15 protein-coding genes and 1 pseudogene are annotated in these 19,255 nt (G+C 63.9%); 11 read left to right on the top strand and 5 right to left on the bottom strand.

The genetic code is table 11. The features are described 5' to 3' along the window. Position 1 precedes the first annotated feature (1 nt). From ACWPKK_RS12275 to ACWPKK_RS12265, 3 genes are read left to right on the top strand one after another with little or no spacing between them, the layout of a single operon-like run. Entirely contained in the window at positions 2–544 is a 543-nt protein-coding gene (locus tag ACWPKK_RS12275) for a hypothetical protein (protein WP_452004250.1), read from the top strand. A gap of 39 nt (positions 545–583) precedes the next feature. Beyond that, positions 584–2,467 carry a site-specific DNA-methyltransferase gene (locus tag ACWPKK_RS12270; protein WP_452004248.1) on the top strand — a complete coding sequence of 628 codons (1,884 nt, stop codon included), beginning with the start codon at positions 584–586 and terminating at the stop codon, positions 2,465–2,467. An 8-nt stretch (positions 2,468–2,475) separates the two neighbouring features. Continuing rightward, a complete protein-coding gene (locus ACWPKK_RS12265) occupies positions 2,476–5,595 on the top strand; it encodes a type III restriction-modification system endonuclease (RefSeq protein WP_452004245.1) in 3,120 nt (1,039 codons plus the stop codon). Between the two features lie 134 nt (positions 5,596–5,729). On the opposite strand, the pseudogene ACWPKK_RS12260 reads toward ACWPKK_RS12265, so the two are convergent. Next, a pseudogene (locus ACWPKK_RS12260) lies at positions 5,730–6,537 on the bottom strand (IS5 family transposase). A gap of 496 nt (positions 6,538–7,033) precedes the next feature. On the opposite strand from ACWPKK_RS12260, the gene ACWPKK_RS12255 reads away from it, so the two are divergent. The 4 genes from ACWPKK_RS12255 (at position 7,034) to ACWPKK_RS12240 (ending at position 9,447) form a co-directional block, all read left to right on the top strand. Then, positions 7,034–7,315 (top strand): hypothetical protein, encoded by a 282-nt coding sequence (locus ACWPKK_RS12255; protein ID WP_324869280.1) that lies wholly within the window; start codon positions 7,034–7,036, stop codon positions 7,313–7,315. A 609-nt stretch (positions 7,316–7,924) separates the two neighbouring features. Continuing rightward, positions 7,925–8,512 carry a YgjV family protein gene (locus tag ACWPKK_RS12250; RefSeq protein ID WP_452004242.1) on the top strand — a complete coding sequence of 196 codons (588 nt, stop codon included), beginning with the start codon at positions 7,925–7,927 and terminating at the stop codon, positions 8,510–8,512. A gap of 115 nt (positions 8,513–8,627) precedes the next feature. Continuing rightward, the gene (locus tag ACWPKK_RS12245; RefSeq protein WP_452004240.1) at positions 8,628–9,071 is read left to right on the top strand and encodes a ferritin-like domain-containing protein; all 444 of its coding nucleotides are present in this window, start codon (positions 8,628–8,630) and stop codon (positions 9,069–9,071) included. Positions 9,072–9,210: 139 nt separating this feature from the next. After that, positions 9,211–9,447 (top strand): hypothetical protein, encoded by a 237-nt coding sequence (locus ACWPKK_RS12240; RefSeq protein ID WP_324869283.1) that lies wholly within the window; start codon positions 9,211–9,213, stop codon positions 9,445–9,447. Here ACWPKK_RS12240 and ACWPKK_RS12235 read toward each other — a convergent pair. Beyond that, positions 9,431–9,679, bottom strand: coding sequence for a DUF1289 domain-containing protein (locus ACWPKK_RS12235; protein ID WP_452004237.1), 249 nt, complete (start codon positions 9,677–9,679; stop codon positions 9,431–9,433). The two genes, ACWPKK_RS12240 and ACWPKK_RS12235, sit on opposite strands and share 17 nt — an antisense overlap. A gap of 116 nt (positions 9,680–9,795) precedes the next feature. On the opposite strand from ACWPKK_RS12235, the gene ACWPKK_RS12230 reads away from it, so the two are divergent. Further along, entirely contained in the window at positions 9,796–11,484 is a 1,689-nt protein-coding gene (locus ACWPKK_RS12230) for a hypothetical protein (protein ID WP_452004235.1), read from the top strand. A gap of 27 nt (positions 11,485–11,511) precedes the next feature. Here the strand turns inward: ACWPKK_RS12230 and ACWPKK_RS12225 are convergent, their stop codons facing one another. From ACWPKK_RS12225 to ACWPKK_RS12215, 3 genes are all read right to left on the bottom strand, one after another. Next, positions 11,512–12,294 carry a DUF1003 domain-containing protein gene (locus ACWPKK_RS12225; protein ID WP_452004232.1) on the bottom strand — a complete coding sequence of 261 codons (783 nt, stop codon included), beginning with the start codon at positions 12,292–12,294 and terminating at the stop codon, positions 11,512–11,514. 268 nt (positions 12,295–12,562) lie between these two features. Further along, complete coding sequence (locus ACWPKK_RS12220; RefSeq protein WP_452004229.1) at positions 12,563–14,386, bottom strand: phosphoenolpyruvate carboxykinase (GTP); 1,824 nt, start codon at positions 14,384–14,386, stop codon at positions 12,563–12,565. Between the two features lie 544 nt (positions 14,387–14,930). Next, positions 14,931–15,737, bottom strand: a complete 807-nt coding sequence (locus tag ACWPKK_RS12215; RefSeq protein WP_452004227.1) for a HugZ family pyridoxamine 5'-phosphate oxidase — start codon at positions 15,735–15,737, stop codon at positions 14,931–14,933. 296 nt (positions 15,738–16,033) lie between these two features. Between ACWPKK_RS12215 and ACWPKK_RS12210 the strand changes: the two genes are divergently transcribed. The 3 genes from ACWPKK_RS12210 to ACWPKK_RS12200 all read left to right on the top strand — a co-directional run bounded on the left by ACWPKK_RS12210 (position 16,034) and on the right by ACWPKK_RS12200 (position 19,085). Beyond that, entirely contained in the window at positions 16,034–16,729 is a 696-nt protein-coding gene (locus ACWPKK_RS12210; protein ID WP_324869289.1) for a response regulator transcription factor, read from the top strand. Next, positions 16,701–18,476, top strand: a complete 1,776-nt coding sequence (locus ACWPKK_RS12205; RefSeq protein WP_452004224.1) for a stimulus-sensing domain-containing protein — start codon at positions 16,701–16,703, stop codon at positions 18,474–18,476. The genes ACWPKK_RS12210 and ACWPKK_RS12205 overlap by 29 nt, the downstream gene beginning before the upstream one ends. A gap of 240 nt (positions 18,477–18,716) precedes the next feature. Beyond that, the gene (locus tag ACWPKK_RS12200) at positions 18,717–19,085 is read left to right on the top strand and encodes a hypothetical protein (protein WP_452004222.1); all 369 of its coding nucleotides are present in this window, start codon (positions 18,717–18,719) and stop codon (positions 19,083–19,085) included. Positions 19,086–19,255: the final 170 nt, after the last annotated feature.

The following is a 19,255-nucleotide window of genomic DNA, read 5'->3' as shown; positions in this document are numbered from 1 at the left end:
GATGAGTGCTCTTGAGAACAAGTCCAAAACTCTTGCGGGAGCGGATGATTCTGCCGCAAGGTTATTGAAAGAATTGCTGGACGGGTCTCCAGGAAGAAACTTCGACGTGGAGTCCCTGTTCGTTGAGAAGCTCTCTGATGGATCGTGGAAATTTGTGATTTTTGAATTTTTAAAGGCTGACTCCATTCCCCCGGAGAATAGTCACCCTAATTACTACTGGTTTAAGAACAAGCGTAAGTTCTTGAGCTTATGGGCGCTGGCGAAGGCCCTCAGAAGGGGCGGCTTCCACGTCGACCTCCTGCTTGTGAACTATGACGATGCTAGGACTAAGGTAAAAATAATGAAGGTCAATAACGTAGACGAGAATTCGACCGATGTGATCCGTGCAGCCCGCACAAACCAATATGGCCAGCCTGTTTCAGAGATAAGGCGCTGGGTTGACACTGATGATGAAATTATGAGCTTTTCAGATTTCAAGTCGCGGTTTAAAAACTATAACAATAACAAAAATGGAGACACATGGGAATTGCTTGGCATTTTATGAACAGTTTTTGTGTTAAAGCAGATTACAGGGACCGCCAACATGAAAAAACTGATGATGCAGACTACCGACCTCACGCAAGAAAACATCGAGAAGGTTCGCGCAATTTTTCCTGGCTGCGTCACTGAGGCATTTGATGAGAATGGCAACACGAAGCTCCTAGTAGACTTCGACCAGCTCCGTCAAGAGTTGAGCGGCAGGATTATTGAAGGGCCTCGGGAGCGCTATCACTTGAACTGGCCGGGTAAGCGCGAAGCCCTACTTATCGCAAATGCCAGCATCTCTTGCAGCCTGCGCCCGTGTCGCGAAGAGAGCGTGAATTTCGACGAGACGCGAAACATTTTTATCGAAGGAGATAATTTAGACGCGCTGAAACTCTTAAAAGAAACATACTTGGGAAAAGTTAAAATGATATACATAGATCCGCCTTATAATACTGGCAACGATTTTATTTATAATGACGACTTCTCCGTTAGCAATTCGGAGTTTTTGTTGAGATCAAACCAAAAAGACCAATCAGGATTTAGCTTAGTAGCAAACACCGAAAGCAATGGGCGATTCCACTCAGACTGGCTGTCCATGATTTTTGCGCGCCTGAAAATAGCTCGTAATTTGCTATCCGAGCATGGGCTTATTTTTATAAGCATCGATGATGGCGAGGTCGCTAATTTGCGTAAAATTTGTGATGAGATATTCGGTGAAAACAACTTTGTGGCTCAAATTGCTTGGGAGAAGAGGTATACGAGAAGCAACAATGCAAAGCGTTTCTACTCGTTGAAAGACACAATTCTTGTATATCGGCGATCCGAAGCGTTGGAATCCATAAAAGAAAAGCGCACCGAAAAAGCCGATTCGAATTACAAGAACCCGGACAACGACGCTCGCGGCCCGTGGATGACGGCGTCTTATGTGAATCCCGCGACACGGGAGAAGAGGCCAAATCTAGTGTACGGCATAGAAAATCCATTCACAGGCGAGATCGTCGAGCATCCAACGCATGCATGGAAATACAGTAGGGCGGAGAATGCACTCCATATAGCTGAAAATCGATTGTGGTGGGGAAAAGATGGGAGTGCAGAATTTCCTAGGCTGAAGTTATTTCTTTCTGAGCAGAGCAACGGCTTGGTGCCTATTGACGTTTGGGATTACAAGAGTTCGGGGACGACCGACGAGGGGGGACAGGAAATCAAAGAGATTTTTGGATCTGCGGTGTTTGATACCCCAAAGCCGACGAAGTTGATCGAAAGAATGATTGGCATCGCCACTGAAGCAAAAACAGGTGACATTGTTCTCGACTTCTTTTCTGGCTCTTCGAGCACGGCACATGCTGTCTTGAAGGCAAACTCGGAGGATGGCGGTAATCGACGCTTCATAATGGTACAGCTTCCAGAGCCAATAGACAGGCTTAGCGCTGCACACAAAGCGGGATTTCAAAACATTGCCGAGATTGGTAAAGAGCGCATACGCCGGGTAGGCGCAAAGATGCTATCCGAGCCATGTGATGAAACATGGGAGAAGGATATTGGCTTTAGGGTTCTGAAAATAGATACTTCGAACATGAAGGACATTTACTACCGCCCCGACGAGCTCAAGCAGTCCGATTTGCTCGACATGGTGGAAAACGTGAAGGAGGGCCGCACGGCGGAAGACCTGCTGTTCCAAGTGCTAGTCAATTGGGGCGTCGACCTGACACTGCCCATCCGCCGCGAGACGGTGCAGGGTAAGACCGTGTTTTTCGTCGACAGCAACGCGCTTGTCGCCTGCTTCGACCGCGGCGTGACCGAGGATCTTGTGAAGGAACTGGCGCGCCACGCGCCCTTGCGTGTCGTCTTCCGCGACACCAGCTTCGTCTCGGACGCGGTGAAGATCAATGTCGAACAGATCTTCCGCCAGCTCTCGCCAACCACTGAAGTCAAGGCAATCTGAGGCTGGCCATGAAGCTCAAATTTAAGGTCCAGCCCTATCAGACCAACGCTGTCAATGACGTGTTGGACTGCTTCGCCGGTCAGCCCATGACCCTTGGTCTGACTTACCGCATCGACCCCGGCGTCCTAATGAAGGGTCAGCAAATGCGCCCCGAGGCGGAGTATGAGGGCTTCAGAAACGCCGACCTGGCCCTGACCGACGCGCAGATCCTGGAGAACATCCAGAAGGTCCAGCGGCGGCAGAACCTGCCCGTCTCGCTGTCGCTGACGGACTTCACGACCTTCAACGGCCAAGGCGCGCGCGGGCCCGTTGCCGCGACCTACAAGCGGGACGCCCTGGCTGCAACCCGCGTTCACCTCGACGTAGAAATGGAAACCGGCACGGGCAAGACTTACTGCTACATCAAGACCATCTTCGAGATGAACAAGCGGTATGGCTGGTCGAAGTTCATCATCATGGCCCCGTCGATCGCCATCCGCGAAGGGGTCTACAAATCTCTGCAGATCACGGCGGACCACTTCACCGAAAGCTACGGGAAGAAGGCGCGGTTCTTCATCTATAACTCCAAGCGTCTGCACGAGCTGGAGAGCTTTTCGTCTGACGCCGGGATCAACGTCATGGTGATCAACATCCAGGCGTTCAACGCGCGCGGTGCCGACAACCGGCGCATCTACGAGGAGCTGGACGACTTCCAGTCGCGCAAGCCCATCGACGTGATCGCCTCGAACCGGCCGATCCTGATCCTGGACGAACCGCAGAAGATGGAAGGCGCTGCGACCATGGAGGCGCTGCCGAAGTTCAAGCCGCTCTTCATCCTGCGCTACTCGGCCACGCACCGCACCCAGCACAACCGCGTTCACCGGCTGGACGCGCTGGACGCCTACAACCAAAAGCTGGTCAAGAAGATCGCGGTGCGCGGCATTCACACCCGTGGCTTGGCCGGTACGAACGCCTACCTCTACCTGGAAGGCATCGACATCTCGAAGAAGGCCCCCGTGGCGCGGATCGAGATGGAGGTGAAGCTGAAATCTGGCGAGATCAAACGACAGCTGCGGCGGCTGGAATTCGGTGACGACCTGTTTGTGGTGTCGGGCGAGCTGGACCAGTACCGAGGCTTCACGATCAACGAGATCGACGCGGTACAGGACACGGTCGAGTTGACAAATGGCGTGGTTCTGAGGGCTGGCGAGGCCAATGGCGAGGTGTCCGAGCGCGACATCCGCCGCATCCAGATCCGCGAAACGATCAAGGCGCATCTGGATAAGGAGAAGCAGCTCTTCTCGCAGGGCATCAAGGTGCTGTCCCTGTTCTTCATCGATGAGGTGGTGAAATACCGCGACTACGATCGGGCCGACGAAAAAGGCGAGTATGCCCGGATCTTCGAGGAAGAGTACGATCTGCTAAAGGCCGAGTACCTGTCTGAGCTTGAACTCGACAATGAGGCATACCGGAAGCATCTGGCCAAAATTGATCCCACCAAGACCCACAACGGTTATTTCTCGATCGACAAGAAGACCAGCCGCCTGAAGGACCCGGACGTCGGCGCTAGGGCGGTCGATTCCGATGATGTCGATGCTTACGACCTGATCCTGAAGGACAAGGAGCGCCTGCTGTCCTTCGCCGAGCCAACCCGCTTCATCTTCTCGCACTCGGCGCTGCGTGAGGGGTGGGATAACCCGAACGTCTTCGTCATGTGCATGCTGAAGCACAGCGACAACACCATCTCCCGCCGACAGGAGGTAGGGCGTGGGCTGCGGCTGTGTGTCGATCAGCACGGAGACCGCGTGGACCATCCCGCCATCGTGCACGACATCAACGTGCTGACGGTCATCGCAAGTGAGAGTTATCGGGACTTCGTGGCCGGCCTACAGCAGGAAATCGCAGAGACCCTGTCCGCCCGTCCACGGCGAGCCACGGAGGCGTACTTCACCGGGAAGGTCATCAACACCGAATCTGGTCTGGTCGAGGTTACCGCCGCGATCGCAAAGCAGATCTACCGATATCTGGTGAAGCACGACTATACGGACACAACCGATCAGATATCCCCAGCCTACCATGATGCCAAGGCGGCAGGGCAATTGGCGAATCTGCCGGATGAGCTAAAACCCTTCGCTGATGGCATTTTCCAGCTGATCGACAGCGTCTTCAGCAACACGCAACTACCCAAGGTCGAGGATGGCAGGAAGCCAAAGACGAACCCGCTGAACGCCAACTTTGACAGGAAGGAGTTCCAGGAGCTCTGGGCGCGGCTCAACCATAAGGCGGTCTACCGCGTCGAATTCGACTCGGCAGAGCTCGTGAGCAAGTGCATCAGTACGCTCGACTCTCAACTTCGCGTCACGCCGTTGCAGTACACAGTACAGGAGGGTGTTCAGGCCGATGCGCTAACGGATGCCCAGCTGAGATCCGGCGCCGGCTTCACAATGACGGCCACCTCAACGCAACAGGGCGGGTCCGTACATTCCCTGGTCACCTATGACCTGGTCGGAAAGGTCGCGGATAAGGTTCACCTGACCCGGAACACGACGGCCGCCATTCTGAGTGGCATGGCACCCGCCGTCTTTGCGCAGTTCAAGCAGAATCCGGAGCATTTCATCGCGGAGACCGCTCGGATCATCTCTGAGCAGAAGGCGACGATGGTCATCGAGCGCCTGAATTACGACACGGTGACCGAGCGTTACGACGTCGGCATCTTCACGGCCAATCAGACGGGGCAGGATTTTTCGAGGGCCACCGCCAAGCTGAAGAACCACGTGTACGACTATGCCATCACCGACTCCGATGTGGAGAGGCGGTTTGTCGAAGAGCTGGATACCAGCAAGGAGATCGTCGTCTATGCCAAGCTTCCGCGGGGTTTCCTGATTCCCACCCCCGTTGGGGACTACAATCCAGACTGGGCCATCGCCTTCAAAGCGGGTACTGTCAAACACGTCTATTTCGTCGCGGAAACCAAGGGGACCATGAGTACCCTCAAGCTGCGCGAAATTGAGAAGACCAAGATCGAGTGCGCCCGCCGGTTCTTCGACGAACTGGGCAAGCGCATTACCGACGATCAGGTGAAGTATGACGTCGTTACCGACTATGCAAAGCTGATGGACATTGTCGGACATGCGCCAGCCGCCGCTTAGGCACCGAGCACCACCCCGTGGAAGCCTCCAGTGCCCCTTGTCACCCACATGACGGGCATGAAGAAGGTCCATCCCTTCCGGCGAAAATCGCCGGCCTGGAACCGCTGTTCAAGGGATCATGGGGCTGAGAGTGCCTAACAGAACCATCTCTGGACGAAGCGCCAGCAGATGAGGCTAGCGGCGATATGGTGGAAGGCGGTGAAGATGTCGGCGCGGCGCTCGTAGCGGACGGTGATGCGCCGGAATCGGGCGAACCAGGCGAGCGTACGCTCGACCACCCATCTATGCCGGCCCAGGCGCTCGCTGCTTTCAACGCCGCGCCGGGCGATCCGTGGAATGATCGCCCGCCGGCGCAGCGCCCGTCGGCAGTGGGCGAAATCATAGCCCTTGTCGGCGTGCAGCTTGGCCGGTCGGCGTCGCGGCCGCCCAGCACACTGGCGGATCGCCGGCACAGCATCGACCAGCGCCTCCAGCAGCTTGCTGTCGTGGCGGTTGGCCGGCGAGATCCTCAAGGCGAGCGGGATGCCGTTGGCGTCCACAAGGATGTGGCGCTTGGAGCCCGGTTTGCCGCGGTCCGTCGGGTTCGGGCCGGTCTCCTCGCCCCCCTTTTTGCCGGAACGCTGGCGCTGTCCACCGCCGCCCGATCCCAGTTGATGGCATTGGCATAGCCGAGCCGGTCGAGCAGCACGCGGTGCAGCCGTTCCCAGACACCGGCTTGATGCCACTCATGAAGGCGGCGCCAGCACGTCATGCCGGAGCCGCAGCCCATCTCCATCGGCAGCAGTTCCCAGGGGATGCCGCTCTGCGCAGCACGAACAGGATGCCGGTCAGCGCGGCACGGTCATCCAGCCGGGGACGCCCGCCCTTCAGCTTGAGCGGTTCGGGAGGAATCAACGGTTCGATGATCGCCCACAGGGCGTCGGGGACAAGAGGGGCTGCCATGCCCCTCTCAACAGCCCAATCAGGGTTTCGTTAGGTGCTCTGATAGGGAGACCACCGCCCGAAGGGGGTGATCGACCCCGCAGCGTGACCGGCAGCCGGGGCCCACCACAGCCCGATGGGTTTGGGACAGATTTGGGACAGTGCGGGGTGGGAAGGGGGAGGATTTCAGAGGATCCCGGAGGTCTCAGTATGCTTGTTAAGACGCTGCTATATATAGCATTCTTGACGGTTATGCTGGATTTGACGCAAGGCCCAGGGAAAGCTTCCCAAGCTTACGACGAGGGTTCGATTCCCTTCACCCGCTCCAAACGCCGCACCGGTTGCGGTTTGAAAATTCCCTTTTGAAAATTTGATCGTGATGGCTGAGCGGTCTGTGCCGGTGGGTACGGATGGGCGCTCTCTTTTGCGTTGGCGGTTCGCCGATGGCGTGATTGCCGGGCTGGCGGCGATCCCTGAGGCTGGGCGGTATCGTCCGTTTGCCAGAAGGGGAACGCCCATGCAGCCGATCGAACGAGCACGCCGCCTCAGCCGGTCCCTGCAAGCGCGCTTCCGCATCGACCTGTTCTCCGCCCTGGTGGAGCGCGAGTTCGAACGGCGGCTGGCGGAAACCATCCTGGAGGCGGAGCGCGACGCCTATCGTCGGGGGCGCGAGGAGGCGCTTGCCGGATCGGGCGGCGCCGCAGTTCCGGTGAGCACAGAGGACCGGAAAGCCGCGGTCAATCCATCTCCGCGGCGGGAAGAGGGGACATGGCCGGGCGGGAGGCCCATGACCATGTGAGGCCCGCCCGCTCGGCGCATGCGTAATGCCAAGGGCGCTGGTCGCCATGACCGGCCCAATGCGGATCGCCCGTGCGGATCGGCCGCCCGCAGGCGCAGCACAGCGGACCGTTGCGCGTCGTACGCCCGGATTGGGCGCGCGTGGCGCCGGTCTTGGCCGATTTCGGCTTCGGTTCCCATCCCAGCGACGCGGGATGCCGTCCGTACTGCGCCATGGTCTTTCCCCTGATTTGCGATGATCCCCCGATCACGGCCGTACCGCGTCGATAGGCGTCGATAACAACGCGGTCGTGGCGGAGCGAGAATGCCGTCGTTGCGCTGCATTGCCAACAACAAGGATGGACAGGTTCCAACCCGAAATCGTTGCTCTTCCGTGGGGAAGGCGGCTCGAAACTCCTCGTTGTCGAACGGCTGTGCAGAGAACACACAATAGTCACTACAGAGTTCAGCGTGCTTCACATGATTGCCTCCGCCAATTGTCTGGGGCCATGGAGCGGTCATCTTTTGGTCTGTTTCCGGTCACACTGCCGTTCATAACCAATTAACCGTCGGAGACTAGCGTCTGCCGCCTTCGCTGCATTGCGGCATGTTCTTCATGCGAAGGCACTCCATGACGGCATTTCTACTGGATTATCTTCCCACCCTTACCGCCATTTCTCCCATCGCGGCGACCGGCATTGCCGGACTGCTGGCCGGAACCCTGTCGACGCTGCTCGGCGACCGGCGGGCGATCCTGTTGGCGCAGGCGATGGCGTCCACGCTTTTTCTGCTTCACTTCCTGTTGCTGGGGGCCTGGACCGGCATGCTGATGTGCGCGCTGGGGCTGGTGCAGATGGCCGTGCGCTGCCGGCTGCAACCAGGGCGGATGCTGGGGCTGCTCTATGCGCTGACCGTGCCGGCGGCCCTGGCGGTGGCGGCGCTGACCTGGCAGGGGCCGATGTCGGCGCTGTCGGCAACCGGCTTCCTGCTGGCGACGCTTGGCCGCTGGCAGGGCGCGGTCGGGCGGATGCGGCTGTTCTTCGTCGGCGCGACGCTGGTGGGGTCGGGTCACAATCTGCTGGCCGGATCGGTCTTCGGGCTGGTGTCGGACGCGATGGCGCTGACCGGGCATGGCCTCGCCCTGTGGCGCGCCGGGACCTTCCGGGGGCTGTTCGGCCGCCGGTCCGCCGTGCCCGCCGTTTCCGGGGCGGCTGCCTAAATCCGTCAGCGCACCCCACCGGTGCACCCCCGATTGCTCCCGGTGCGGCGCGGGAACATTCAGCCCTACGGCAGGGTTGTGGCAACGAAGGGGATGTTTGGGAGGACCTGCCGCCATGGAAAAAGACCAGATCGTCGATACGCTCAACGACCTGATCCGCATCGTCGAGGACAGTCACGAAGGTTACCGGCAGGCCGCCGAAACCGCCGAGGACGAGGATCTGAAGGCCCTGTTCAACGATCTGGCCGCCCAGCGCGGCGCCATCGTCCGCGAGATCCAGAGGCTGGTCGCCGAACAGGGCGGGGCGCCCGACATGGGCGGCACCATGATGGGCGGTGCCCACCGCTTCTTCCTGGAGCTGAAATCCGCCGTGATGGGCCACGACCGCGCCGCCATCATCGCAGAGGTCGAACGCGGCGAAACCGAATGCCTGCGCCGCTTCGACGAAGCCATGGCGAAGGAGCTTCCCCTGCCCATCACCGCCGTCATCGCCCAGCATCTGGACCGCATCCGCGTCGACCGTGACCGCATGGCGGCGTTGCGCGGGGTGGTGGCATGATGGTGCGTCGCAGCATTGCGGGGGCGCCGGAGCGGGCGTAGGCTTTCCGTCCGTGGTCCAGCCCGCTGGCCGGACCAACTGCCCCGCCGATCATCCGGCTTATGGTGGCCGGATGTCGGCTCCACCTGGACATGGATTGATGAACAGCGACAAACAGAAAGCAGACCAGTCCGGCAACGATCTGGTCACCAAGGGCGCTTTCGCCCTCTACCACGCCGAGAACGCCCACCGCGTTGCCGAATTCAAGAAGTCCAAGAATGCCGAGGCGGCCATCGCCGCCGATTTCGACGCCTACCGCTCCCGCTATCTGCGGAAGTTCAAGGATGTCTTCGACAGCCTGTCCGAACAGGGGCTGACCGTCACCAGCGCGATGTGACCCGGCCGGGCGCCACAGCAGGCGCCTGCCCCGATATCCCGGTCCCCGCCGCCGCCGCACGACGCCGGTCCGCCGCGTCCAGCACCGCGAGGCGCCCGGCGGGATCGAGATCCCTCCAGACCATGATGTCGTTCAGCGTCCGGTAACAGCCGACGCAGACCTCCTGCTCGTCCAGCGTGCAGAGCCGGATGCAGGGGGATGGAACCTGATCGTCGCGGGTCGCTTGCGTCATGGCGCGACTGTGCCAAGGCCGCCGCATCGCGGCAAGCGGTGCGTTGCGCGGGCCACGTCTCCCGAATGGGATGGGAAAGCCGCAGGCCCGCCGCTATACTGCGCGGCATGGCCCGCATGCTGTTCCTCCGCGACATCGACGCCGACGTGCAACTGCGCTGCCGCGCCTGCGGGCATGGCGGCGTGCTTCCCCGTGCCATGCTGGAACGGCGCTTCGGCCCGAACTATCCGGTGCTGTCGATCGCACCGCATTACCGCTGCTCGCGCTGCGATTCCCGCGACATCGAGAGCCGGCCGATCCTGGCGGCACCGCCGGCCGCCTCATTCGAGGCCGCGAACGAGGAGCCGTCCTTCGACGCCCCGCTGGCGGCGCTGAACGGCCTGCTCGCCTCGTTGCGCGGCGGCGGTCCGGTGGTCGGAGCGCAGACCTCGTCTCCGCCTCCCCCCCCACCGCCTCTCACTGCCCCGATGCGCGGCAAGCCGCTGTCGGAGCTGCCGCTGTCCGATCTGGTGGCCGATGGTCCGGGGGATGACGGCACCGCTCCGCTGTGGGAACCGGTTTCGCTGGCGGACATGGCGGCGCGGCTGGGTGCGATCAGGCCGGGCGACGATGAGCCCGACCGCGACGGCGAGTTGGATGGCGGTGAACCGGTCGATGCGGAATGGGACGATCCGGCACCGCCGGCCGCCGCGGGGGAAGAGATCGCCCGCAACACGGCGCTGAACTCCGATCCCGACGAGGGCGGGGATGAGACGCTGGCGGCGATGCATCGCCTGCTCGCCCAGGCCCACTGGAGCGAGGACGACGAACCGGACGACCGCAAGCCGGCGCCTGCCCGCCATTTCGAGCAGCCGGGAACGGAAGAGGACATCGACGACGGGCAGGAGGAAGAGAGCGAGCCGCCGGTCTTCTCCCACAAGGTCCTGGTGCGCAGGGATTTCGATGAGGATTGGGCCGATCCTGACTCCGACCGCTGGCAGGACGACGACCGCGACGCGGCGGACGGCTTCGATGAGGATGAGGAGCCGTCGGACGAGGAGATCCTGTCCTTCGCGATCCGCGACCCGGAAAAGCCGGCTGCCCGACCGGCCGTTCGACCGGCGGTCAAGTCTTCGAAGCCCGCCGCACCGCCGCCGGCCGATGAACCGCTCAATTTCGACCAGCACCGGGCCGAACGCCGTGCCCAGCGACCGCCCCCGCCGCCGGAGGATGAGGAAGGCTTTGACCGCACCCTCGCCGCCCTGCGGTCGATGATCGAGGACGCGGCCAACGACACGGACGACGACGCTCCGCCCCCGCCGCGCAAGTCACCTGCCGCGAGGGAAAGGGGCATCGGCAAAGGCCCCGACGGGAACCCCGGCAGGAACGCCGACAGGAACCCCGGCACGGCGGCCGGTTGGGAGGATGAGGACGCGAGCCGGGACGATCCGCTTTCCCGCTTCGATGCCGATCCGGCGCCCGATCCGGAGATGGACCCCGATCCCGACCGGGATCCGGCGCCGGCCGGGCGCCGCTCTGCCCAGGAACGCGAGATCGAAGAGGCGATGAAGGCCCTGCGCGGCCTGATCGAGGAGGAGGTGACGCCCGAGCCTCCTCCGGCACCCGCCCCGCCGCCGAAGCCGCGCGCCGGCAAGCCGCGCCCGCCGTCCCGCATCGAGCCGCCCGCTCCTCCGGCGGAAGAGGCAGGGCCTGCGGCACCGGCTGGCAAGCAGGCTGCTCCCAAGGCGGTCGATCCGACGCCGCTCAGCAAGACCATCGCGGCACTGCGCGGCATGCTGGAACTGGACGGCAAGCGCAAGCGCTGACGCGACTGCCGTCCTGTCGGCAAGCGATCACTTGCGCAGGCGCTTTTCCTGCATGATCTCCAGCTGCAGCTGCTGGATTTCGGTCAGGCGCTGCCATTGGCGCTGGATCAGGTAATCCATCTTCTCGTGCAGGTGCCGGATTTCCAGCTCGGCCTTCAGGTTGACGCGGTAGTCGTTCTCTGAGCGCAGCCTGTCCTTCGCCTCCTGCCGCTTCTGGCTCATCATGATGACCGGGGCCTGGATGGCGGCCAGGCAGGACAGCAGCAGGTTCAGCAGGATGAAAGGGTAGGGATCGAAGGCCTTCGGATCGCCTTCGAGGATGTTGATGATCATCCACACGCCCAGGAAGACGGCGAAGGAGATCAGGAAGGCCCAGCTGCCGCCGAAGCTGGCCAATCCGTCCGACAGGCGTTCGCCCAGCGTGCGGCGGTCGTCGTATTCCTCCTCCGGGTTCTCGGCCAGCGTCTCGTGGCGGGCGAGGCTTTCGGCGACCTCGCGGTCCAGTTCGCTCAGCTCGCCATGTTCGGCCTGCAGCAGCTCCGCCACATAGAGCGAGCGGTAGCGCGCCAGCTCCTGTCGGCTGATCTGCGAGTCCGGCTCCAGATGCGGGTGGTCCTGCCGGATGCGGTCGGCGAGGTTGGGGCGCAGCGCGTCCAGTGCGATCAGGTCGCGCTTGGGCCGGCGCTTTCCGCTGATGGCACAGGGCTGGCGCTTGGACGCCAGCAAGGCGGCATCCTCCTGCTCCGCGGCGGTAAGGTTCGGCACTGCCGACTCGTCGCCGTCCTCCGGTGGAAGCTGATGATCGGTCATGATGTCGCCCTCCCTCGAATGCGCGGACCGGGGTGACCGACTTTATGCCCGACCATTGCGACAAGCCGGTTAAATCGCTGAAAGATCGGAAGATCCGGCAAAGAGCGGGAGCCGTTGCAACGGCTGGAGACTTGCCGCGGCATGAGGCACGACCGGCTGCCGCCTCGGCGGAGCCAAGATGACAGGCGGTTCATCCTTATCGGCCGCATAAGGAAAAGGGGCCGCCTTGCGGCAGCCCCCATCCTTACCTGTGCGGCGTTTCGGCCTGTCAGCCGATGCGCCAGACCTCCGGGCTGTTCTCCAGCCGCTTCAGCAGGGCGATCCGCTGCTGCTCGATCTCGCTGGGCAGCCGATCGCCGAAGCGGTTGAACAGTTCCTCCTGGTCCTTCGCCTCGGCCTCGGCCTCCTTGCGGTCGATGTCCATGATCTTGGCGAACTTGTCGGCCGGGAAGTTCAGGCCGGACCAGTTCAGATCCTGGTAGCGCGGGGAGTAGCCGAAGGGCGATTCCGCCACGTCGGTGGCGCGGCCGCGGACGCGGTCGACGATCCACTTCAGCACGCGCATGTTGTCGCCGAAGCCCGGCCAGACGAACTTGCCGTTCTCGTCCTTGCGGAACCAGTTGACGCGGTAGATGCGCGGCAGGCTTTCGACCTTGCCTTCCATCGACAGCCAGTGGTTCCAGTAATCGGCCATGTTGTAGCCGCAGAAGGGCAGCATGGCGAACGGGTCGCGGCGGATGGCGGCCTGGCCGACGGCGGCGGCGGTGGCCTCCGAGCCCATGGTCGCGGCCCAATAGACGCCTTCGCGCCAGTTGTAGGCCTCGAACACCAGCGGGAAGGTCTTCGAGAGGCGGCCGCCGAAGATGAAGGCGCTGATCGGAACGCCGGCCGGATCCTCCCAGGCCGGGTCGATCGACGGGCACTGCGCCGCCGGGGCGGTGAAGCGGCTGTTCGGGTGGGCGGCGACGCGGCCGCAGCCCGGGGTCCAGTCCTTGCCCTGCCAGTCGATCAGGTGCGTCGGCGCCTCGTCGGTCAGGCCTTCCCACCAGACGTCGCCGTCGTCGGTCAGCGCGACGTTGGTGAAGATGACGTTGTGGTCCAGCGTCTTCAGCGCATTCGGGTTCGACTTCACGCTGGTGCCGGGGGCGACACCGAAGAAGCCGGCCTCCGGGTTGATGGCGCGCAGCGTGCCGTCGGGCTGCGGCTTGATCCAGGCGATGTCGTCACCGATGGTGCGGACCTTCCAGCCCTCGAACTCCTTCGGCGGGACCAGCATGGCGAAGTTGGTCTTGCCGCAGGCCGACGGGAAGGCGGCGCCGACATAGGTCTTCTCGCCGGTCGGGCTTTCCACGCCCAGGATCAGCATGTGCTCGGCCAGCCAGCCCTGCTCGCGGCCCATGGAGGACGCGATGCGCAGCGCGAAGCACTTCTTGCCCAGCAGCGCGTTGCCGCCGTAGCCGGAGCCGTAGGAGACGATGCGGTGCTCTTCCGGGAAGTGGACGATGTACTTGTTGTCGGCGTTGCAGGGCCACGGCACGTCCTGCTGGCCCGGCTCCAGCGGGGCGCCGATGGAGTGCAGGCAGGGGACGAAGTCGCCGTCGCCCAGGATGTCCAGCACCTTCTGGCCCATGCGGGTCATCAGGCGCATGTTGACGGCGACATAGGGGCTGTCGGAAATCTGCACGCCGATGTGCGAGATGTCGGAGCCCAGCGGCCCCATGCTGAACGGCACCACATACATGGTGCGGCCGCGCATGCAGCCCTCGAACAGGCCGTCCAGCTTGGCCTTCATCTCCTCCGGGTCCATCCAGTTGTTGGTCGGACCGGCTTCCTCGCGCGAGCGCGAGCAGATGTAGGTGCTGTCCTCGACACGGGCGACGTCGCCCGGATCGGAGCGGCAGAGGAAGGAGTTCCGGCGCTTGGCCTCGTTCAGGCGGATGAAGGTGCCGGCCTCCACCATCTCGTTGCAGAGACGGTCATATTCCTCCTGCGACCCGTCGCACCAGTGAACGCGCTCCGGTTTGCATTTCAGCGCGATCTCCTCGACCCAGGCCAGGAGCTTCTTGTTCCGCGTCCGCATATTGCCAGTCATATCGTCCTCTCGAAGGCTGGGCCGGTACCGCCGCGCCGGGCATTCCCCATCGGGTCCCCGCGGCCGGTCCGGCCGTCTTTGTCCGTTGTCGTGTCAGATGGAAAGAGTCCGCCGGATCGGCGGCCCGATCAGCGGGGTGCCGGTCCGAACGGGCGGCAGGGCCGGAGGCCCGCCGGGATCGGCGGCACCGCGCAGGCGCGGCGACGAAACGGTGCAAAGGGCGGCCCTGAGGCGACAGGTCTGGGGGCCAGGGGCCCGGACGGGAAACGGGTCGATCCGTTATGGTCCACTGAAGTGTTCTCCTGGTTGCGCGTGCCCGCACGCCGCCTTCTTGTTCTTGGTGCGGTGTGCGGTGGTGTCGAAGCGACCTCTCGGCTGGTCGTTCGGGCTGACGGTTGGCTGCTCGTCTCTCTCGGTCTGTGATCGCGCCTTTTGGCTTGTTCCGCCTTCGGCTTCTTTGGCTGTTGTGGTCGGGCTCTTTTCGGTGGCCCTTTATCCGGGCGTCCCTGTTGGTCGGGCGTCCCTTCTTGGGCTTCGGGGTCCGTCAGGCGCCCCCTTTGCCGGTTGTCGCATGTCCTGGCGGTCCGGTCCCGTCCTGCGGCCGGATCAGTGCATCCAGCATCAGTCTAGCCGATTCCGGGTCGTGGATTCTCTGCTCAAAATCGACGCGGGCGACGTACCCCCCGCGTCGCAGATCGCATCCCTCCGGGTCCACCCCGGTCAAGCTCCAGCTTGCCCCTTGCCCGGTGCCGTCCCCATCCGTGGAGGGAGCCAGCCGGGGGCCGTACCCCTCGCCGTTCAGGCGGTCGAGCAATTCCGTCTCCCCCGCCGCCAGTGCGGGAGCGGAGGTGGGCAGGTCCAGCTCGGCGGCGGACAGCCAGTGGATGCGGCCGAAGCCGGCGACCAGATGAGCGCGCTCCACCGTCACGCGGTAGATGGCGAAATCGGCGAAGCCGGCATAGAAATCGGCATCGGGATGGCGGCGCAGGTAACGCGCCCGGTGGGCAGGGTCGTCCGACCGCTCCGCGCGGCCCAGGACCGACAGGCGCGCACCGGTCAGCGGCTGCGCCAGCCCGGCGGTGCCGTCGAACAGCAGTCCGACCCGGCCATCGGCCAGCAGGTTGCGGGTGTGGTCGGCCAGCGTGGAGAGCAGAAGCAGCGGGCTGCCGTCATGGTCGAACGCCACCAGCACCAGCGAGGGGTAGGGCCAACCGCCCGTGTCCGCGCCGCCGGCCTCGGCGCTGCCGTCGGGCCGCTGGGCGGTGGCCAGCGCGGCGCGGTCGCAGGCGCGCATCAGGCGCCGGGCACTGGTGGCCGGAGCCGTGCCGCCCGGGCGGTCGCCGGGAGGCATCGCGCCCTCCCTCACATCCGGAGCGGTGCCGGCCGGAGAGGACGCCGAAAGGGCGTTCAGAAAACTCATTCCAAAACGAGTGCGTTCTCCCGCGCGGCACCGTTGTTCGGCGCCGCATTGCCGCCATATTGGACCATACAAATGCTGCGGGAAAAGAGAAAACTGCCGCTGGTACCTGGACTCTGGCATAAAGTATTGGGATGACCACCCGGCCTATGCCTGATGTTTCCGCTAACATTTCAGGTCCGGCCCCGCTCGACCGTTCCGTTCTGACCGATTGGGAAGCTGTTACGACCATGGCCCACACCGTCGCCCTGGTGGATGACGATCGCAACATCCTGGCTTCCGTCTCCATCGCCCTGGAGGCCGAAGGTTTCGACGTGCGCACCTATACCGACGGCGCCGAGGCGCTGCGCGGCCTGACCCAGCGCCCGCCCGACCTCGCCGTGCTCGATATCAAGATGCCGCGCATGGACGGCATGGAGTTGCTGCAACGTCTGCGTCAGACCAGCCACATCCCCGTCATCTTCCTGACCAGCAAGGACGACGAGCTGGACGAGCTGATGGGCCTGCGTATGGGGGCGGACGACTACATCAAGAAGCCCTTCTCGCAACGCCTGCTGATCGAGCGCATCCGGGCTCTGCTGCGGCGCGAGGCGTTGCGCGGGGAGACCGCCGACGCCGATCCCGGCCAGATGATCACCCGCGGGCCGCTTCTGCTCGACGGCGCCCGCCATGCCTGCAGCTGGAAGGGCCAGCCGATCGACCTGACGGTGACCGAGTTCCTGCTGGTCCGGGCGCTGGCCCAGCGGCCGGGCCATGTGAAGAACCGCGACCAGCTGATGGACGCGGCCTATGGCGAGCATGTCTACGTCGACGACCGCACCATCGACAGCCACATCAAGCGGCTGCGCAAGAAGTTCAAGGCGGTCGACGCCGACTTCTCCCAGATCGAAACGCTCTATGGCGTCGGCTACCGGTACAAGGAGTAGACCGGTGTCCGCGACGGGCGGAGTGCGGCCCAAGGAGAGGCCGGTGCAGCGGCGCGGCGTGTCGCCGCTGACCCTGCGCATCCTGGCGGTGAACGTGCTGGCGCTGCTGGTGCTGGCGGCGGGCCTGCTCTATCTCGGCCGCTACCAGGACCGGCTGATCCAGGCGGAGACCGAGGCGCTGACCACCGAGGCGCGCATCTTCGCCTCCGCGCTGGGCGAGGGCGCGGTGAACCGCATCCTGACCGCTCCCTCCCCCACCGGCGCATCCACCACAGACGAGGGGGGCGAGCGGTTCGAACTGGCCCCCGAACTGGCCCGGCCGATGGTCCGCCGCCTGGCGGAGGCGACGGCGACCCGCACCCGCCTGTACGACATCGACGGGCACATGCTGTCCGACAGCCGCGTGCTGGTCGGCTCGCAGGGGCGCATCGAGATCCGCGAGCTGCCCACTCCGCCCGCCGGCGATCCGGTCAGCCGCGCGATCAACGACCTCTACACCCGGCTGATCGACGTGGTGCCCAGCCGCGAAGGGCTGCCGGCCTACCGCGAAGCGCCCGGCCGGCCGAACCCCGACGTGGAGCGGGCGCTCGGCGGCGAGGCGGCGGCCACCGTCTGGCGCGTCGACGGCGAGGGCGGCGACCCGGAACTGCTGCTGACGGTGGCGGTGCCGGTGCAGCGCTACCGCGAGGTGCTGGGCGCGGTGCTGCTGGCGCGCAGCGGCGGCGAGATCGACCGGGCCATCCGCTCCGTCCGTTTCGACATCCTGCGGGTGTTCGGCGTGGCGCTGCTGGTGACGGTCGCCTTGTCCTTCTATCTTGCCGGCACCATCGCCCGGCCGATCCGCCGGCTGGCCCAGGCCGCCGACCGGCTGCGCACCAGCCACGGCCGCCATGCCGAGATCCCCGACCTGACCCGCCGCGGCGACGAGATCGGCGAACTGTCCGGCGTGCTGCGCGAGATGACCGATGCGCTGTGGACGCGGATGGACGCCATCGAACGTTTCGCCGCCGACGTCGCCCACGAGATCAAGAACCCGCTGACGTCGTTGCGCAGCGCGGTGGAAACCGCCGGCCGCGTCAGCGATCCGCGCCACCGCGACCGGCTGATGGCGATCATCGCCGACGACGTGCAGCGGCTGGACCGGCTGATCAGCGACATCTCCAACGCATCGCGGCTCGATGCCGAGCTGTCGCGGGCGGAGCCGGAGCCGGTCGACATCGGCTTGCTGCTGACAATGCTGGCCGAGCTGCGCCAGACGGTTGCCGAAACCGTGGACGAGACGGTGGCGGCCGGTGGTGGCGAAGCGCCTGGAGAAGGCGGCGGGGAGGATGGCCGGCCCATGCCGCCCCGCGTCGTGATCGACATTCCCGCGGGCGAGCGGCTGGTGGTGCCGGGGCTGGAGGGGCGGCTGACGCAGGTGTTCCAGAACCTGATCGACAACGCCCTGTCCTTCTCGCCGCCCGGCGGCGTCGTGCGGCTGTCCGCCCGGCGCACCGGACGCACCGTGACCGTGGTGGTGTCGGACCAGGGGCCCGGCATCCCCGACGGGAAGGAAGAGGCGATCTTCGACCGCTTCTACACCGAACGTCCGGCGGGCGAGAAGTTCGGGACTCATTCCGGTCTCGGACTTTCGATAGCAAAGCAGATAGTCAGTGCGCACAACGGTGCGATATCCGCGCGAAACCGTCAGGTATCGGAGGGAGCGGTCGACGGCGCCGACTTCACCGTTACCCTGCCTTTGTTATGAGACCTTCGACTAAAATACATACATCCGCGGCACTATCGGGTGGACAAGCCCGGTTTATCGACCGATCATGGCGGTGGTCGTTCTCGCTTGCCGGCTGATGCGGCGGCCGGTCCCTATCGGTCCGGTTGTTTCCTCTGCTCCATATGGTGATCGAGGGGTGGCCATCCCCCGGAACAAACATGTGGGGTTGCCGTGCCTGAGTCCGCTCCGCCCGAGTCGCTCGCGAACAGGTTGTCCCCAATGGGTTCCCGTTGCCGTGGATCCGTCCCGGGAGAGGCCGAGGTCGTCGACCTCCGCCGCTACCGGCTGGCCCGCCTGATCCGCAATGCCGGACGGCAGCAGGGGGAATTGGCCCGGCTGATGCGGGACGGCGCGCGGGAGCGCAACCAGCTGGCGGAAGCACTGCAGGGCGCGCAACGCCATCTCGCCAGCATCGCCGACAACTACAAGGTCCTGCTGGTCCGGCTGCAGCGGGAAAAGGACTTTCGCGACGCTTGCCAGGAAGCGGCGGAGCTGGAGGATCTGGACGAGATGATCCGCCGACGCGACGCCCTTGCCCTGGAACTGGAGGCCATCCGCCGCACCCCTCGCGGGGTCGCCGGCAACTGAGCGGCTCCGCATGCGGAAGCCGGGCGGGTGGAGCCGGGACGCGGGGCGATCCTGCGATCGCGGCTCTTCATCCGGCGTCTCCTCCCGTGTTCCGGCAGGGTGTGATCCGCACCGAAAGAACGGTCCGAAGCGGATGGGGGATCCCGGTCAGGTTTCCCCGCCTGACCAGT

Source organism: Azospirillum largimobile, assembly GCF_977007025.2.
Note: the sequence above shows the minus strand (reverse complement) of the source record. Positions and strands in the feature narration are given on the sequence as shown.

Coding starts and splice junctions, on each gene's coding strand:
- ACWPKK_RS12210 (WP_324869289.1), top strand. CDS start 16,034: ATGGCCCACACCGTCGCCCTGGTGGATGACGATCGCAACATCCTGGCT.
- ACWPKK_RS12270 (WP_452004248.1), top strand. CDS start 584: ATGAAAAAACTGATGATGCAGACTACCGACCTCACGCAAGAAAACATC.
- ACWPKK_RS12255 (WP_324869280.1), top strand. CDS start 7,034: ATGCAGCCGATCGAACGAGCACGCCGCCTCAGCCGGTCCCTGCAAGCG.
- ACWPKK_RS12245 (WP_452004240.1), top strand. CDS start 8,628: ATGGAAAAAGACCAGATCGTCGATACGCTCAACGACCTGATCCGCATC.
- ACWPKK_RS12250 (WP_452004242.1), top strand. CDS start 7,925: ATGACGGCATTTCTACTGGATTATCTTCCCACCCTTACCGCCATTTCT.
- ACWPKK_RS12200 (WP_452004222.1), top strand. CDS start 18,717: ATGGGTTCCCGTTGCCGTGGATCCGTCCCGGGAGAGGCCGAGGTCGTC.
- ACWPKK_RS12275 (WP_452004250.1), top strand. CDS start 2: ATGAGTGCTCTTGAGAACAAGTCCAAAACTCTTGCGGGAGCGGATGAT.
- ACWPKK_RS12235 (WP_452004237.1), bottom strand. CDS start 9,679: ATGACGCAAGCGACCCGCGACGATCAGGTTCCATCCCCCTGCATCCGG.
- ACWPKK_RS12225 (WP_452004232.1), bottom strand. CDS start 12,294: ATGACCGATCATCAGCTTCCACCGGAGGACGGCGACGAGTCGGCAGTG.
- ACWPKK_RS12230 (WP_452004235.1), top strand. CDS start 9,796: ATGCTGTTCCTCCGCGACATCGACGCCGACGTGCAACTGCGCTGCCGC.
- ACWPKK_RS12220 (WP_452004229.1), bottom strand. CDS start 14,386: ATGACTGGCAATATGCGGACGCGGAACAAGAAGCTCCTGGCCTGGGTC.
- ACWPKK_RS12240 (WP_324869283.1), top strand. CDS start 9,211: ATGAACAGCGACAAACAGAAAGCAGACCAGTCCGGCAACGATCTGGTC.
- ACWPKK_RS12215 (WP_452004227.1), bottom strand. CDS start 15,737: ATGCCTCCCGGCGACCGCCCGGGCGGCACGGCTCCGGCCACCAGTGCC.
- ACWPKK_RS12265 (WP_452004245.1), top strand. CDS start 2,476: ATGAAGCTCAAATTTAAGGTCCAGCCCTATCAGACCAACGCTGTCAAT.
- ACWPKK_RS12205 (WP_452004224.1), top strand. CDS start 16,701: ATGGCGTCGGCTACCGGTACAAGGAGTAGACCGGTGTCCGCGACGGGC.